The following is a 14,395-nucleotide window of genomic DNA, read 5'->3' as shown; positions in this document are numbered from 1 at the left end:
CAAATTCCTTTCTGATTTTAATTATGCTGTAGCTACTTTTGTCCGTAAGATCACAAATGCCTTAGTATCCCTTACATCCCCATCGACAATAGTATAGCCCATATAGTCTGTGATCCGCTCACGAATATGATCTTCGGTATACATCGTAATATCTTCATTGATATTTGCTAGGTATCCTGAGCTTGGGTTACCGAACAAAATTTCACCTTCTGGAATAGACGCATCTGGTTTGATCGTTCTACCAAAGATTCGTCCTACACCATTTGCTGTCACGTCAGTGACGAACAATGGTCTACCCATCGCATCCGACATGGTTGCTAACATGTTCCAAATCGTTGTATTACTTGCATAGATATTCACACCTGCTGCATAGGAAGAATGGATACCACCCATAGCTGCTGTAAGATTGGTATAGCTAAGACTATTTGATGTGTATTCAATAATTTGTGGTGTATTTGTTTGGTTCGCAAGAGCGGTTTTAATGCCATTTGGTTCTGGCTTGAATACCTCGCCTGCTCCTGGCTTTCCTCGACCAGCATAGACAGCATAAGAAAGCGCAATACCCATGCGATCGCCAATTTCTTTAATGATATAATCCACAAAATCATTCACAGCCATTTTCTTAAGTTTCCAAGTAACCTCAATCGCTTTAGCTAATTCACAGCCAGTCAAGTCCATTGTGCCGAATCCTAATTTATCCGTAACCACTTTAGTCGGCTCGTCATACCAGCGTGCATCAATAGCGTTTCCGTCTGATTTTTTCATTGTAAGATTTCCGCGCACTCGCAATTTATCAACATCTGCCCAGAGTGGATATCCTTCTTCTGCACGCTTCCAAATACCAGCAGAAACCGTAGTCGGGATTAACACAGCAGAGTTTTCAGTATTATGCGTAAAATCACGATACTCTACATTGACACGGTCATACATAGAACGCTGTTCTTCTTCCAAAGCTATACCCATCATATCCCGTGCCCACGCTGAACGATATTCAGGAGTTTCAATCGCTTGTTCCCATTTCAAATCTACCGCATGACGCTGTTCTGTATTACCACCTGATGGCAATAAGGTACCCATAGGATTAGCTGTAATCGTGCCAGTATTAATTCCACCTGCAATTTTTTGACGGCGTTCCAATTTGGATTTTTCTTCATCCAATTCACGAAGCTCTTTATCCAGTTCGTCCAAACGATCCAAAGTCAGATCATCTTCACTAGATAATAACGTTTGGATTTCGCCTTTACGCTTTTCAATTTCTCCCAAGCGTGTTGGGCCTGCAAATAATTGCAGATTCATTTTTAAAGAGCCTACTCGTTTTTCTTTTTTGAACATTCGTGTGTTCCCCCTGATAATTAAAATTTAGATTGCATAGAAAGTCGTTTACGACGTTTAGCCAAAAGCTCTGCATTTTTAATTTCTTGTTCAGCACTCACAAAAAGACCGAGCTGAAATATTGGTCGTATCATATGCAGGAATATCGACCGCAGACACATCAAATAACCGCTTGATCTTGCGGATCGTGCGGATATGGTTTGTTGAATCGTATGCAGATTCTTCTGCAATATAGGCATAACTCATACGATCGATGTAACCGCCTTGAATTTCTTCATATAGCTGACGACCTTCTGCGGTTCCATCGAGTTTGGCACGGATGTACAGCCCACTCTTATCTGTTGTTAAAGACAAGGTTTGATTACGTGTGCGTGCAATGACTTTACCTCCATGATTGTAATTAAAAATCACATCACTCATATTGGCTCCATCAAAGGCTCGATCATCGACTTGTTCTTTATATTCAATGCCATCGTATTCAAATAGAACGGTTTGCTCATTGAATCGACAAGCATATCCTTCTACAAACAGTTCCTGACTTTCACCGGAACCTTCTGTACCGGCTGCCCTAATTTCAAACTGTTGAAAGAATCGATAATCTCTGTCTTTGCGAAAGATTTCTTCAACCGTCTTCGGTTTGATCATCATCGTCATTTACTTGATCCACCTCCTTCCCTTTCGGATCATCCGTTTGACCTACTTGATATTCATTGGCTTTAGATGCATCTACAAAATTAAGTGAGATAATCCGTTTGTCGCCATCTTCCACCGGAGCCATATTGAACACTTCCAGTCCTTGATTCAGGCTCATCATTCCACGATCAACCATCATAGTGACGACACTTAGTTTAGTCGTGTTGGATGCATACTGTAAGCGGTTAGCTTCGAACACAATCTCATTGCCATGAGCTTGTTCATTGTCTGTAAATACTTTGGACGTGAACTCAAGACTCATCTGTACAGCTAGAGGTTCTAATACTGACTCGTAGAAAGCATTCCATTCATCTTCTGAATACTTCGCCATCACAATACCTTCATGAATACCGAAGAACTTATAAACTTTCTTTTCGATGATATCCATCTGTTTAGAATCAATCACAACTGGACTTGTTTTCAATTCGGTATAGTCCATTTTGGAATCAGCTGCGGCTACACCTCCATTATTCGAAATATCCATATAATCTTTGACAAAGATATCACGTTGCCTCTTCATATCCGTAGGGCTTAACATCCCTGTAAACTTCAATATCCCTCGCAAAAATGCTGACGATTTAATCGCATTCATTATTCCCTGATTACTGGTATTAATGAGTTCTAACGTAGGTAAAAGTGGGATATCTGCACTGTCTCCAAAAAGATCCGACGTGTTAAAATGTCTCCGCAAGTGAATAACTTCGTCATAATGAACAGTCATTTGACGACCGCCAGCAAAATAAAACTTCAAATATAGTTCATCTTGATATTCCAGCAGCTCTACGGTATTAGACACGATCGGATAAAATCCAGCAACTCGCATACCGTCACTTTGAATTAAGATAAAAGCGTTACTTCTCAAATATAATTGTGTGACTACTTTGTAGAAAAAGTCGTATGCATTCATATGAGGATTTGGACGAACAGACAGTAAACGTTCAATCGTTTTGCCCGGTCTTTGAATTTCACCATCTAGTTTGCGAACATGCTTCGGTTTTAATTTGGCTGCATTGCTTGCAATTGCGTGTATGGTTGAACGCACTACATCAGACGCATAAGCATTGTCTCCAAATCCACGAAATGTTGGCGTGTATCCTGAAATAGATTGATATTGAGCATACGGTTTTTCTGTGTCGGTCGTATTCGCAAAACTTCCAAACATTTTCGACCAAATACCCAGTTGACTCACCTCTCACTCATCATTGCTTTATAATCATTCATGTTATTAAAGAAAACAGTATATGCAATCAACAAAGAGACAGCGCCATCAATGCGCTGTCTCTTATTCTTGCCCTTGATCGGGCGAATATTATCATTATCATCATGTTTCACTGCTGTATTCGTTAAACACCATTTAGTAATAGGGTTATTATTATAGTTGATCAGCTTTGCCTTAAGATCAGCGCCCATTTCCTTCATCGGTTGAGATAATGTCTGTGCCCCTTGACGAACAATAGAAAGTTCAAAACCATGATCTTTCATTTCTTGAATCCAATATTGTGAACCCCACGGATCATAGCCAACCCAAAGAGGGCGAATCTCATATTTATTGACCATTTCCAAAAACCAAAGTGTGACATCAGAATAATTGACTTTATTTCCCGGACACAATCGCAATAGCCCACGATCTGACCAAATATCATAAGGTATTTTATCTTCTGTCTTTCTTAACTCCACCAATTCTTCAGGTAGAAAATACATTTGGATTCCGTAAATTTTACCCGTTGAAGGCTTCATGATTAATAGAGTCGCACAGCTAAGGTCAGTTGTACTGGAAAGATCGACACCACCCACCGCATAACAATCACGTAATTCTTCCATATCAAAAGTTTCCATGTTATTAATATCTTCAAAGGATAACCAAGACTCTGCGCTTGTTTCACGCACATTAAAATCTTTGGTCAGTAAATTTTTAACAAGCATCGAATTGGCTATAGCTTTATTCACTTTCGTTCGTAGCTGATCTTCTTTTTTGATTGTACCTAATCCCGGATTGGCTTTTCTCCAATTCACTGAATTGGTCCATTCTAATCGATCATCTAACTCATAAACGATGGGAAGAAAACGATCATCGTGATATCCATCGGAATCACCATATCCATTTAAGATCATTTCAGACTCACTATATTTCTGATCATATACAGCTTCTCGAACCGTACCCGCTGTTGTGATCATTACCAATAGGGGTTGCTCCCGTGAACTTGTACCATCGACAATAACATCATAAAGATTCTTATCTTTCCAAGCGTGAATTTCATCAAGTAATGCACCATGTACGTTCAACCCATCTAAGGTATCCGAATCAGAACCTAGCGGTTTAAAAGAGCTGTCATTCCAATCTGATACTAATTCACTGACCAATGGCTTAATTCGCTTGAGTAATGTTGGTGATTTTTTCACCATTCTCTTGGCTTCCATCCAGACTAATTTCGCTTGATCTTTTTTGGTAGCTACTGCATATACTTCGCTACCTGGTTCACCATCTGCCACTTGAAGATAAAGACCGATTCCCGAAGCTAACGTAGATTTACCATTCTTCCGGGCAACCACCAAAAAGACTTCACGATATTTACGAGTGCCATCTATTTTGTGAACAAATCCAAAAGTAGCTGCAATAAAGGCTTGTTGCCACAATTCCAAATCAATCGACTTGCCGCCCCATTTACCTTTACTATGCTTACAAAAATTTTCGATGAACTCAATGGCATGATTGGCTTTGCTAGGAGAGTATTCATACACACTATCCACATCGTATACGTCTTTGGCTAATTGCTTATATACACGACGCACTTTATCTCCAACGATTTCTTTTCCCGATTCAATTCTATCCCAATAATCGATAATAGGATTATGCACCAACGGATATTTTTTGCGTAAAGTACTCATCGGCTATTCACGAATTCATCAAACCCATCGTCGTCCTTCTTTGGTACTGCTTTAGGTCGAAGATCGGTAAGCTGTTTCATAATCACGCTATGATTTTTGATCATGGTATTATAAATTTCTACTTCTGGAGACTTTTTGGTGCCCCATTGATTCTCGCCATTCTGATATTCACTAACTGCACCATTTTCATTAATGGTATCTTGCAATTCCTGCAAGGTCACAGACATGAAAGCGGCATTACTTATTAAAGAAACTGCGATGTTTTTGGTTTTCGTGTCAAGTTCACTGAACTGTCTCCGAAGTCTCGCGATCTCCTTTTTAATCTTCTCTTGTTTGGACGACTCAACTGATTCCTCTCTAGCCGCCATATTTCATCCTCCCCTAGAGACCACACCCCCCTATAGAGTGACCTGTGTGTTTTTTGAAACTCCCCTCACCGGTCCCCTCAGTTTTAAAAAAAATAAAGAAAAGGGGGGGATATCCAATTTTATTCTTTCAAATAATCTGTATTTTTAATTAAATTTCCATAATTATCGAATATTAAACCCTTTTCTAAGGCTTCTTTATTGCCGTGATGCTCCTGATTATGGCAAGTCTGACAATGTAATTGAAGGTTAGAATGATTCAGAGTAATCATAGAATTATTTATATTTTCAGGAGTAAGATATATTTTGTGATGTACAATCTTTCCTGGTGCTCCACAAATCTCACAGAGTCCATGAACACTGACAATATAAGATTGTCTGCATTTCTCCCATGCTTTCGACTTATAGAATTTCTTAGCGAATTCTTTCATCGGTTATGCCTTTCTCAGATCAGCCAGATAAACATCGTAATCTGCTTTAGTTCCTGTGATTCGAAGTAGCAACCTCAGTCGGTCTACTGTTGCTGGTACTTTGAATGTAGGAGTCCTTAGCGTCAATCTGCCTGAAGGTGAGTAGGATAAGTTCGGTGCTGCTGACTCATGGAATAAACCATAGTACTGCGCCACAGTAGCAGATGGACTATTAGTACGGCAATCAATCCCGAACTCTATATTTGTAATATCACTACCAACAGCAATCTCCAATTCAATCTGCCCATATACATTATCGCCTACTGCCCATACACTTAGCGGTTGAGTGGCTGGTGATACTTCACGATATAATAGAGCATTGCCTAAGTTGGTTCCTCCTACCAATGACACATACAAGTGATCTCCCGGATAGTCGACATTTGCTTTCTTGGTTGCTGTCACTGTAGTACCTGACACATAACCACCCAGTACCCAACCATCTGGTACTGTACCTGATACAGTAGCGCCTGTACCTTGTGCTGTACTTCCTCCCGTGCCATACATGACTCCGTTGACCAATAGATTATCTGGATCATCCTTTGAACGACTAAGAGTAGATGGTACTAATGTGATATGCTTCTTGATCTCTGCCGCTGCTATCTTAGCCATCTTAACTGCACCGAGTGCACTAGGATGGGTTTCATCTACTGTATGATTCAATGCCGCTGCTGTAGCATCTTGAGTTAGATAAGCAGAACCCATATCTACCAAGATCAGACCTGGTTGTGTTCTGGCATATTCTTTCAATGCACGGTTATAACGATAGTATTCCGTCTTTTGTTGTTGTGTGGTCCACTTACTGGTTGGTGTAGCTGTAGATGCAATCACACGAATACCAGCAGACTGAGCACGCTTGATGTACTCTTTCATATTGTTGAGAACGAAAGCGGCTGTTTTGTTTTGGCTGAAATCATTCACACCAAACATTACAAAGATATAATCAGGACTCAGCGCAATCGTATCATTTAACCTGGCAAGGATCTGATCAGAACGTTGTCCGCTTCCGCCTACATTCTTGACCAATGTAAAGGATTGCCCCAGGAAAGCATTAAGCCAAGTGAAGTATCCACGGTCTGAATAGTGAGTAGCTACATTATTCAAAGCTGTAATTGAGTCACCATCAATGACGATTGTGTTTACTGGTTCTACTAGTGGCTGGCCACCGCCTAGATCGCTATGTTTAGCCGTTCGCATCTGTCCATCTTCACCAGCTACCATAAGCATTAATGGCATGGTTCCTGATTGAACACTTTGATTTAACGGCTTCGATCCGCTAGGACTGAATACTTTCAGTTCATTATTATCTTCTACAAGCAATACAGCTTTCATAACCTGTTGACCCAAGTGACTATTATTCATTTATTCTCAACTCCTTTTTATAAAATAAAAAAGCCGTCCCCTTAGGAACGACTTAAATGCAAAAACTTATAATTTTTTATTACCTTCTTCCCAACTTTCTACAACATCAATACCTTGAAAAAGTATATAAACTTGATAGTTTTTGTTTCCAGGTGCGTTTCTACCCTGTAACTGAAAACTAATATATTTTTTATCGTTTAGGTATTTATAAGCATTAAAAACTTCTAAATCGTTTAACGGCTCTCCCTGTGTAGGAATTACTAGAAAGCCTTTTTTATTTTTGTGATATACATCATACAACTCTTGTAAAATAGAACATCTTAAATTTTTGCCTTTCAATAATTTCCATAATATCACCTCGAAGAATTATTTAAATACTCACCTAGCATAATATATAATTCCCATTTATAAACATATAATAATTAAAAAGCCATTCCTTTAGGAATGACTTCACTATTGTTTACTCAACTATGGAGAAACAAGTATTTTAACTTGGCAATCATCACATATATACTTTGGCTCTCGTTCATTTTGTAAACGAGTAATTACCATGTCCATTGCAGGAGTATTGTGATCATAACGATCAAATAAATCATCCCAACGTTCTTGGTATGTTAAATTCCCGTTGCATTGCGGACATGTACTGATATCTTCATTTTTTATTGTTATTATGTTTGACATTTCTTCACCTCCTCTAAACCCATATATCGGATTTTGAGGTAAATTATTTAATATTAAGTGAATTTAAGCAAATTAGTGGAGTCGAACCACTATATCCCTATCTGCATGAAAAAAAGACCGGATATAGACCCGATCTTTTGTGTGTGAAAAAGAGTTATTTTATTTTAAGTGTCTGATTGCTTTTGCGACCAATTCAGGAATTTCTAAGCCTTCCTTTTCAGTCATTGTTTCCGAATAGACAACAATTTGTCGTCCGTCTGCATCTGTAGGATATCCATTCTCATGAGAACCGCTATATTCTACTGCAATTTCATGTACTGAATTTTCAATCGCTTCTGAACGATCTTCAATAACATGAAATACTGCTTTGTCTGTTTTATCAATATATCCATAAGGCATATTAGTTTACTCCTTCCTATAAGTAGTTGTTTATTAATAGCTTTCACTTATAGGTGGCATTCGTACGGGGAAATAATATAATATATATGTAATGATAATTTTTAATTCCTGATGAGGTGAATTATAAAGTGAATGATAATGAACCAAAAACTGAGCAAACTATAAATGAAAGTAGTTTGCTTTTTCAATCTGGTACTTTTCAAATTCATCGATCTCCTAAAGGATACTTAGAGTGGTCATGGAAAGATTTACCGGATGATCTAACAAGTGTTCTAGTTTTAGAGTGTACAAAAATAGAGGCTTTAATTAGCACAGAAGTACCTAAATTTCATGAGAAAGTTTGTTATGAAGTTTTATTCAGGTCAATTACAGCATGTCTAAATATTCCCCAGCGTCCTGAATTTTCCGATTACAAAACAAGAATTGTAAATGAATTATCTTACGCTAAAGACTTTGTAAGAAAGAAAATTAATTTGGGTACAGTTTTCGTTTCTTCATCTTCAAATATCACTATTTATATGGAACGAAATAAAGAGTTAAGATGGTATTATGAAGGATTGCCAGAGTATATGGTAATTTCATTTTCGGAGTTTAGAAGATTGCATAGCTTATCTAATTCACTACTTAACGGTGTAAACAGAGAGCTCATAAATCGTAATCTTGCTGTCGCAATGACTAATTCAAACATTCTTCAAGATCCTGATCGCAGTTCTGCTCAATTTAGTGAGATCGAAAATTCCATTAAAGAACGTGCCACTGCAAGGGTAAAATTTAACATATTATTATTAATAAGTACACTAGGTCTTGTTATTATATTTTTATGTTTTTACTTCTATTTTTCCTACGTTATACCTGAAATTATTAGCAACTTAATAATAGGCGCAGCTGGTGGAACCTTAGGCTCTGTAATTTCAGTTATTCAACGAAATGATAAGATAACTGTTGATTTCCTCTTATCTCCTTTAGCCATTGGGACTGAATCAATATCTAGGTTGTTGTTGGGAATAATATTTGGAATAATACTTGTTCTGTTGATACAATCAGAACTTATTACTTTATTCTCTATAAAAAATATCTCAGCGCTTTGTGTATTAAGTATTATTGCTGGATTTAGTGAAAGGTTTGTTCCCGATTTTTTAGATAAAATTATTAACAAAGATAATACTACTTAGCAAAAAAAGTCCGCATATATGCGGACTTTTTTTGCTAAATTAAAAACAAACTAGAATAAAGATCTTCTGAAATTTTTATTTGTGCAGATTCTACATAAGATTGAACGGTGGATTTCTTAATATTCAAAAGTAAGGCTATCCTTCCCAGTGATAAACAATCACCATGAGCCATTGTATAACATTCCCGCTCACGTGGAGAAAGCCGAGATAGCGCATCTTCGATTTGGAATCTTTGATATTCTGACAAGTTAGATGGACTACCGGCATTAGAACCCTGCACAAATGACTGCATCCGTATAGGATCAACTAGCTTTTCCCGTTGATAGGCTGATCTGCGCTCAATTCCACGCTTATTACCCGGTTGTCTACCCGTTTCTAGCCATTGCATCGCATATTCGCAATCACTAATCATACCGCTAATCAGTTTCTTATCGTCTGCATCTGCCGTCTTGTAAAGCTTCTGTAGCTGATTTCTAGCCTGACGGTAACTGAGTGTCGTAGCTGGCGGAAGCGTCCAATGTGCGCCGTCTGGTAGCTTCTCTGGTATCATTCTATATCCCCCTTACACATATCCGAATAAATCAGACTGTCCTTCAATAACTTCTACACCTTCGTCTGCTGCATCCACAATCAGCCCATCATCCAGCATGAATCTTGGAGCCTTATACAGCATATCTGCATGTATCTGCTCACCAGCCTTCGCCCTACGGCGTGTATCTTGATATTCTGCTTTCTTTGTCCAAACCCAATATTCTTTTGCCGTAACCATTTCTTGCTTGCCTAAAATTTTAGCTTTGAAGTCTGTTGTAGATTTCTTATTGACCGCTGCCATGCGATCTGCGCGTTCTTGACGAGTTTCTAATTTAGCCATATTGATATCTCCTTATGAATAAAGTAGGGACAGTAGCACTGCCCCTGTGTGTTATAGACTTACCATTCATTCCGTTCTCTAACAGTTGCTAATTGCTCTGGTGTGATTTCAAGATCGACCGGATCATAATTGTCTTTGATGAACTGTATGTTATTGCTCAAATTGTTATTGCTCAAAGATAGCAGTGACATCCATTTGTAAAATTCTTCGATGTTTTTTTTATCAGGCTTGCTCAAATCCTTGCTAACAATAAGTAAAGCTTCTGAAATATCTGTAACATCGCCGAACTCATCTTCCCAATCGAAACAATCTTGTCCATCGCATAAAAAGCGATTGTCTTTATTCTTGGCTTTGAATGCTATTACTGGTATGTTCATCTGTATTACTCCCTTCTCGGTAGGCTGTGATTTCCTTGTGGATCAGATTCATGAAATCATCCCATCCGCCAAGTTTGAATTCTTCGTCTAGTGCTTCATCTATCGTGTTAACGAGTTCCTTGAGCTTATCCCGTTCCTGCTCCGCTAATTCTGCCTGTCTACCATATTCCAATTGGAAACGGCACGCTTCATGATAATCATTACAATATCTTTTTGCCCTGCTTTCCTGATGTTTCGCTTCTTCCTCCGCTTTATCTGCCCGTATACGTTGAGCTTCTAACTCCTGCTCTGCGGCTTCTGCACGCATTAAAGCATTTGTCATAGCAACGAATTGTTTAGATGATTCAGAAGCTAACTGATTGGTTCTAGCTTTCATTTTTTCTGATTCTTTGATCCAGTATTCAGAAATTGAAAATACGGCTGTAACACACGACTTATCCAGAAATTCTAAATCTTTCTTTGCATCCCGTTGTTGTGTCATACCTCTGTATCTCCTCCCTCTACAGGCAAATTGATAACTGCGTAATACTTCATGCCGCCTATAAGGGAATTGTTGATATGCCATGAGTACTTTCCATCAAAAACAGCATGCTGTGCAACCAGCACTTTATAGCCATTACTTACTAAATGATTGACGTGACTTTCGATTGAACGATCAGTACTATCGTATTTGATCCATCTTATTCCGCCTGGCATTTCTTTAACTGTGTATAGTCGTTCACCATCACATTCATCTAACTCTAAACCATCATCAATTTTGGAGCGGTAAACTCCATCTTCTAAATACACATCTTCGTACGCTCTTCCGCTAAGCTTTGATAAAACTATCATTGGTTATCTCCCCTTTATAGGCTGACTATAGTGTTCTTGCTTCAACAATTTTTAGATTGCTACATCTGACCCATTCGTTATGTGATGCAAAATCGACATATATCCAGTCGCTATGTTCAGGACAACGTTTTACTGTTCCGTACACTCCTGCTTTGTCTTGAACCCAACAACCTTTATAGAACTTCTCTTTATCAGCCATGTGTATCTCTCCCTCTGCTCTGATTGAGCTATTCCAATTCCGCACAGTTTGTTTCGCCACATTCCGGGCAAGCTGGTTCTTCCAGATCAGCTTCAACTCCAAATTTACGACTACAGTTTTCACATTCATATTTAATAAATTGCACGTTATTCATCCTCTCAAAATAAAGTAGGTTCTATATCCAATAAGTGCTCTTCTAAACCAGCAATGATTTGTCGGTATCCAACGATGCTTTTCTTGTATCTTGGAATGATTATTGACTCTAAGAAATCGCCATATGCCTTTTGTTCAGTTGCGACTTTCGTTTTAAGAGAATTACGGGAAACTTTCTCAACGATTTCTTTACACCGATCAATCTCGGCTTGATCGGCATCAATTGCCGCTTCCCATCCCCGGATCTGGCGAAGATAATGTTGATTCCAGACTTCGCTTGCATTCATTTTTTACTCCGATCTCCGCGTTGCTCTTGCTTGATGAAAAAAGTAGGCTTCTTATGACTCTTTGGGATCGGTTTTGCAGGATCTAAATTGGCTATCTGTTCAGGAGTTAGGTGATACACTTTACATTCAGTGCTATAACTGCCAGCAATTTCACTCGACTTCCGGGGTATTGGCGTTCCCATCTAAATCATCCTCCCAACGTTGTACGCTTGATGCGATCTGCAATAGTCTGGCTGCCGCTGCTATACATTCTTCCCGAACCACTTGAGCAGATTCACCACCACCAAGCGCAAGTGATATACCATCAACTTCCGACATGAGGATATCCATTTGAACGGCAATATCCATGCCCTCACAAGCGCCTTTCCTGATGTTGATAAATTTGTCCATATCTAATGCGAAATTAGCTACTTCCACACCGACCAATTTACTTTCCAAATATCCTTTACCGCCGATCTCAAGAAGAATTTTTGATTTGCTCATGTTAATACCTCCGATTTATTAACTTTTTTGATACCGCCACGTTGGAACAAATGCGGATGAAATTCCTTCATAGTCTCCAAACCTGAAATTCCCAACAACCGTTTAAGCTTTATCCGATAAGCACGTCTACGTTGCTTCGCTTTGATCTGTATACGATTCATTCGATTCACTCCTAATCGGACATTTTTTCTGCTAATTCGTACGCCTGCTTCATGATTCGATCAATTTCTTCTTGAGAAGTAGGTGGTTTGTCTGATCTTGATTTCACTACTGGTAATTCTGGCTTGCTTGGTTTGCTGTATGGACGCTTCGGCTGAACTACTGGCTTACTCTTATCTCGATGCGCCTTTGCTTCTTCGCGTGACTTGATTCCGTCCTTGATCCATCTGTTACAAATTGTTTGTAGAAAACGTAAGCTTGGTTTACTTCCACTCTCACCAGCTTCTAACATGGATTCGGTTATAAATTCATCTGTACAACCTTCTGCTTTTAGTTTCCTGATATATTCTGAAAAAAGATTTGGCATGACGATCTGATTAAATACTTTGGTATAGGTTTCCATCACTGAGGATTCAGATTCAATATCCTCTTTATCTGTAGTAGTAGATTTAGTACTATCAATACTTAGTTCTTTATCAATACTTAGTAGCCGCCGATCCTGTACATGTACAGGAGCTACATGTACAAAAGGTACATGTACAGAATCGGCATGTAGAGAATCTTGTACTTTGCCATTTTCGGCTTGTACTTTGCCATTTTCGGAATGTAGAGGATTCAAAGAAGGATGCTCAAATATTTGTGTTTCCCAAGATACAATCCTTTGACCCTCTCGGATCGGAATGCGGTTGATATATCCTAATTCTTTGAGTTCATTCCAACCGGCACGCAATCCCTTTTCACCATCTGTGCTATGCGAAGCTAATTCTTCAATGTGAAACTTCCAGTTGTTCGGAAGAGTTAGAACATAAGCTAGTATCCCTTTTGCTTTCCAAGACAAATGTGGATTGTGTAAAAATCTCCGATCCATAACCACATAATTCTCGTCTTTGACAATTCTATATATCTCGTCTGCCATTATATTTACATCCCTTCACTTTCTAACGCGTTTATAATAGTTGCCAGCAAACGGCGTACTTGTATGCCCCTCACGTCCTGATCCAACCACCTGTGGCAAGGTACACATACATGAGCCAAATCCGATGCTGTTGTTTTATGCTTAATGTGTTTACGTCCTGTTAAATGAGCACGTTCAGCAGCAGGAGCCTTTCCACATAGTTCACAGATACCTAGTGACCGTTCCTTTAAAGCTGCATCTGCATCATTGCCGATATCTCCACGTTGGCGCTGTGTAGGCTGTGCACGCTTAGACTGACTTGGTTTAGCAGCAGGGTTATATCCGAAATCAATCATTCAGACCTCTTGTAAGCAATACAGCTCCACTTGTTCCTGCTATGGTTATGATCGTTACTCCAACGATCATGTATATAATGAGCATTGACGACACCTCGATCAGATGATATATTTTGATTGACTTATTTTTTAGGACTTCGATTTACTAGACCGCACGTTTCCCCGTGCGGTCTTTTTCTTTTTGCGACCGGGCTTTTTTGGCATATTCGCCAAGACTTCACGAGAATCTATTTGTTTTAACTGATCGGTTAGTTTACTCACTTCCGATCTTATTTGTGTATCCAATTCTTTATTAGAATTAGGCAATTGCAGATAACATTTTCTTAATTGCAAACGTATCAGCTTCACTTGCTTGGATTTGCTCATTCTTTCTACTCTCCCTCCAAATGATTCTTGCCAGTATACGATGCTGTGACGGACTACGATC

At 38.9% G+C, this 14,395-nt stretch carries 23 protein-coding genes; 1 reads left to right on the top strand and 22 read right to left on the bottom strand.

Features of this window, described 5'->3' with window-relative positions:
* Positions 1-21 precede the first annotated feature (21 nt).
* From QE450_RS04215 to QE450_RS04170, 10 genes are all read right to left on the bottom strand, one after another.
* Positions 22-1,332, bottom strand: coding sequence for a phage major capsid protein (locus QE450_RS04215; protein ID WP_307297216.1), 1,311 nt, complete (start codon positions 1,330-1,332; stop codon positions 22-24).
* Positions 1,333-1,422: 90 nt separating this feature from the next.
* On the bottom strand, positions 1,423-1,986 hold the full coding sequence (locus QE450_RS04210) for an HK97 family phage prohead protease (protein WP_307297215.1): 564 nt from the start codon (positions 1,984-1,986) through the stop codon (positions 1,423-1,425).
* Positions 1,955-3,214 carry a phage portal protein gene (locus tag QE450_RS04205; RefSeq protein WP_307297214.1) on the bottom strand — a complete coding sequence of 420 codons (1,260 nt, stop codon included), beginning with the start codon at positions 3,212-3,214 and terminating at the stop codon, positions 1,955-1,957. Before QE450_RS04205 ends, QE450_RS04210 begins: the two co-directional genes overlap by 32 nt.
* On the bottom strand, positions 3,211-4,911 hold the full coding sequence (locus QE450_RS04200) for a terminase large subunit (protein ID WP_307297213.1): 1,701 nt from the start codon (positions 4,909-4,911) through the stop codon (positions 3,211-3,213). The genes QE450_RS04205 and QE450_RS04200 overlap by 4 nt, the downstream gene beginning before the upstream one ends.
* Positions 4,908-5,279 (bottom strand): hypothetical protein, encoded by a 372-nt coding sequence (locus QE450_RS04195; RefSeq protein ID WP_307297211.1) that lies wholly within the window; start codon positions 5,277-5,279, stop codon positions 4,908-4,910. The genes QE450_RS04200 and QE450_RS04195 overlap by 4 nt, the downstream gene beginning before the upstream one ends.
* Before the next feature lie 119 nt (positions 5,280-5,398).
* Positions 5,399-5,707, bottom strand: a complete 309-nt coding sequence (locus QE450_RS04190) for an HNH endonuclease (RefSeq protein WP_307297209.1) — start codon at positions 5,705-5,707, stop codon at positions 5,399-5,401.
* Positions 5,708-5,710: 3 nt separating this feature from the next.
* Positions 5,711-7,105, bottom strand: a complete 1,395-nt coding sequence (locus QE450_RS04185; protein WP_307297207.1) for an SGNH/GDSL hydrolase family protein — start codon at positions 7,103-7,105, stop codon at positions 5,711-5,713.
* Between the two features lie 66 nt (positions 7,106-7,171).
* Positions 7,172-7,444: a hypothetical protein gene (locus tag QE450_RS04180; protein ID WP_307297206.1), complete on the bottom strand. Its 273-nt coding sequence runs from the start codon at positions 7,442-7,444 to the stop codon at positions 7,172-7,174.
* Between the two features lie 129 nt (positions 7,445-7,573).
* Complete coding sequence (locus QE450_RS04175) at positions 7,574-7,786, bottom strand: hypothetical protein (RefSeq protein ID WP_307297202.1); 213 nt, start codon at positions 7,784-7,786, stop codon at positions 7,574-7,576.
* 159 nt (positions 7,787-7,945) lie between these two features.
* Complete coding sequence (locus QE450_RS04170) at positions 7,946-8,185, bottom strand: hypothetical protein (protein ID WP_307297201.1); 240 nt, start codon at positions 8,183-8,185, stop codon at positions 7,946-7,948.
* A gap of 128 nt (positions 8,186-8,313) precedes the next feature.
* On the opposite strand from QE450_RS04170, the gene QE450_RS04165 reads away from it, so the two are divergent.
* Positions 8,314-9,357 (top strand): hypothetical protein, encoded by a 1,044-nt coding sequence (locus QE450_RS04165; RefSeq protein ID WP_307297200.1) that lies wholly within the window; start codon positions 8,314-8,316, stop codon positions 9,355-9,357.
* Positions 9,358-9,391: 34 nt separating this feature from the next.
* Here the strand turns inward: QE450_RS04165 and QE450_RS04160 are convergent, their stop codons facing one another.
* The 12 genes from QE450_RS04160 to QE450_RS04105 all read right to left on the bottom strand — a co-directional run bounded on the left by QE450_RS04160 (position 9,392) and on the right by QE450_RS04105 (position 14,334).
* Positions 9,392-9,907, bottom strand: a complete 516-nt coding sequence (locus tag QE450_RS04160) for a sigma factor-like helix-turn-helix DNA-binding protein (RefSeq protein ID WP_307297198.1) — start codon at positions 9,905-9,907, stop codon at positions 9,392-9,394.
* 12 nt (positions 9,908-9,919) lie between these two features.
* Positions 9,920-10,228 carry a hypothetical protein gene (locus QE450_RS04155; protein ID WP_307297196.1) on the bottom strand — a complete coding sequence of 103 codons (309 nt, stop codon included), beginning with the start codon at positions 10,226-10,228 and terminating at the stop codon, positions 9,920-9,922.
* Positions 10,229-10,287: 59 nt separating this feature from the next.
* Complete coding sequence (locus tag QE450_RS04150; RefSeq protein ID WP_307297194.1) at positions 10,288-10,605, bottom strand: hypothetical protein; 318 nt, start codon at positions 10,603-10,605, stop codon at positions 10,288-10,290.
* The gene (locus QE450_RS04145; protein WP_307297192.1) at positions 10,568-11,086 is read right to left on the bottom strand and encodes a hypothetical protein; all 519 of its coding nucleotides are present in this window, start codon (positions 11,084-11,086) and stop codon (positions 10,568-10,570) included. Before QE450_RS04145 ends, QE450_RS04150 begins: the two co-directional genes overlap by 38 nt.
* Entirely contained in the window at positions 11,083-11,436 is a 354-nt protein-coding gene (locus tag QE450_RS04140) for a hypothetical protein (protein ID WP_307297190.1), read from the bottom strand. The genes QE450_RS04145 and QE450_RS04140 overlap by 4 nt, the downstream gene beginning before the upstream one ends.
* Positions 11,437-11,461: 25 nt before the next feature.
* Positions 11,462-11,635 (bottom strand): hypothetical protein, encoded by a 174-nt coding sequence (locus QE450_RS04135; RefSeq protein WP_307297189.1) that lies wholly within the window; start codon positions 11,633-11,635, stop codon positions 11,462-11,464.
* 158 nt (positions 11,636-11,793) lie between these two features.
* On the bottom strand, positions 11,794-12,075 hold the full coding sequence (locus QE450_RS04130) for a hypothetical protein (protein ID WP_307297187.1): 282 nt from the start codon (positions 12,073-12,075) through the stop codon (positions 11,794-11,796).
* A gap of 150 nt (positions 12,076-12,225) precedes the next feature.
* Positions 12,226-12,558 carry a hypothetical protein gene (locus QE450_RS04125; RefSeq protein WP_307297185.1) on the bottom strand — a complete coding sequence of 111 codons (333 nt, stop codon included), beginning with the start codon at positions 12,556-12,558 and terminating at the stop codon, positions 12,226-12,228.
* Complete coding sequence (locus tag QE450_RS04120) at positions 12,555-12,719, bottom strand: hypothetical protein (RefSeq protein ID WP_307297183.1); 165 nt, start codon at positions 12,717-12,719, stop codon at positions 12,555-12,557. The genes QE450_RS04125 and QE450_RS04120 overlap by 4 nt, the downstream gene beginning before the upstream one ends.
* Before the next feature lie 11 nt (positions 12,720-12,730).
* A complete protein-coding gene (locus QE450_RS04115; protein WP_307297182.1) occupies positions 12,731-13,633 on the bottom strand; it encodes a DnaD domain protein in 903 nt (300 codons plus the stop codon).
* 5 nt (positions 13,634-13,638) lie between these two features.
* Positions 13,639-13,968 (bottom strand): hypothetical protein, encoded by a 330-nt coding sequence (locus QE450_RS04110; protein WP_307297180.1) that lies wholly within the window; start codon positions 13,966-13,968, stop codon positions 13,639-13,641.
* 129 nt (positions 13,969-14,097) lie between these two features.
* Positions 14,098-14,334 (bottom strand): hypothetical protein, encoded by a 237-nt coding sequence (locus tag QE450_RS04105; protein WP_307297179.1) that lies wholly within the window; start codon positions 14,332-14,334, stop codon positions 14,098-14,100.
* Between the last annotated feature and the right edge of the window lie 61 nt (positions 14,335-14,395).

Origin of the sequence: Paenibacillus sp. SORGH_AS_0306 (genome assembly GCF_030819345.1) — a bacterium.
Lineage (GTDB): Bacteria > Bacillota > Bacilli > Paenibacillales > Paenibacillaceae > Saccharibacillus > Saccharibacillus kyungheensis.
Note: the sequence above shows the minus strand (reverse complement) of the source record. Positions and strands in the feature narration are given on the sequence as shown.

Bases quoted from the DNA above. Each gene is read 5' to 3' on its own strand.
- QE450_RS04145 (WP_307297192.1), bottom strand. From the start codon at position 11,086: ATGACACAACAACGGGATGCAAAGAAAGATTTAGAATTTCTGGATAAG.
- QE450_RS04185 (WP_307297207.1), bottom strand. From the start codon at position 7,105: ATGAATAATAGTCACTTGGGTCAACAGGTTATGAAAGCTGTATTGCTT.
- QE450_RS04120 (WP_307297183.1), bottom strand. From the start codon at position 12,719: ATGAATCGTATACAGATCAAAGCGAAGCAACGTAGACGTGCTTATCGG.
- QE450_RS04140 (WP_307297190.1), bottom strand. From the start codon at position 11,436: ATGATAGTTTTATCAAAGCTTAGCGGAAGAGCGTACGAAGATGTGTAT.
- QE450_RS04195 (WP_307297211.1), bottom strand. From the start codon at position 5,279: ATGGCGGCTAGAGAGGAATCAGTTGAGTCGTCCAAACAAGAGAAGATT.
- QE450_RS04160 (WP_307297198.1), bottom strand. From the start codon at position 9,907: ATGATACCAGAGAAGCTACCAGACGGCGCACATTGGACGCTTCCGCCA.
- QE450_RS04130 (WP_307297187.1), bottom strand. From the start codon at position 12,075: ATGAATGCAAGCGAAGTCTGGAATCAACATTATCTTCGCCAGATCCGG.
- QE450_RS04210 (WP_307297215.1), bottom strand. From the start codon at position 1,986: ATGACGATGATGATCAAACCGAAGACGGTTGAAGAAATCTTTCGCAAA.
- QE450_RS04110 (WP_307297180.1), bottom strand. From the start codon at position 13,968: ATGATTGATTTCGGATATAACCCTGCTGCTAAACCAAGTCAGTCTAAG.
- QE450_RS04105 (WP_307297179.1), bottom strand. From the start codon at position 14,334: ATGAGCAAATCCAAGCAAGTGAAGCTGATACGTTTGCAATTAAGAAAA.
- QE450_RS04175 (WP_307297202.1), bottom strand. From the start codon at position 7,786: ATGTCAAACATAATAACAATAAAAAATGAAGATATCAGTACATGTCCG.
- QE450_RS04125 (WP_307297185.1), bottom strand. From the start codon at position 12,558: ATGAGCAAATCAAAAATTCTTCTTGAGATCGGCGGTAAAGGATATTTG.
- QE450_RS04155 (WP_307297196.1), bottom strand. From the start codon at position 10,228: ATGGCTAAATTAGAAACTCGTCAAGAACGCGCAGATCGCATGGCAGCG.
- QE450_RS04215 (WP_307297216.1), bottom strand. From the start codon at position 1,332: ATGTTCAAAAAAGAAAAACGAGTAGGCTCTTTAAAAATGAATCTGCAA.
- QE450_RS04200 (WP_307297213.1), bottom strand. From the start codon at position 4,911: ATGAGTACTTTACGCAAAAAATATCCGTTGGTGCATAATCCTATTATC.
- QE450_RS04135 (WP_307297189.1), bottom strand. From the start codon at position 11,635: ATGGCTGATAAAGAGAAGTTCTATAAAGGTTGTTGGGTTCAAGACAAA.
- QE450_RS04190 (WP_307297209.1), bottom strand. From the start codon at position 5,707: ATGAAAGAATTCGCTAAGAAATTCTATAAGTCGAAAGCATGGGAGAAA.
- QE450_RS04170 (WP_307297201.1), bottom strand. From the start codon at position 8,185: ATGCCTTATGGATATATTGATAAAACAGACAAAGCAGTATTTCATGTT.
- QE450_RS04150 (WP_307297194.1), bottom strand. From the start codon at position 10,605: ATGAACATACCAGTAATAGCATTCAAAGCCAAGAATAAAGACAATCGC.
- QE450_RS04115 (WP_307297182.1), bottom strand. From the start codon at position 13,633: ATGGCAGACGAGATATATAGAATTGTCAAAGACGAGAATTATGTGGTT.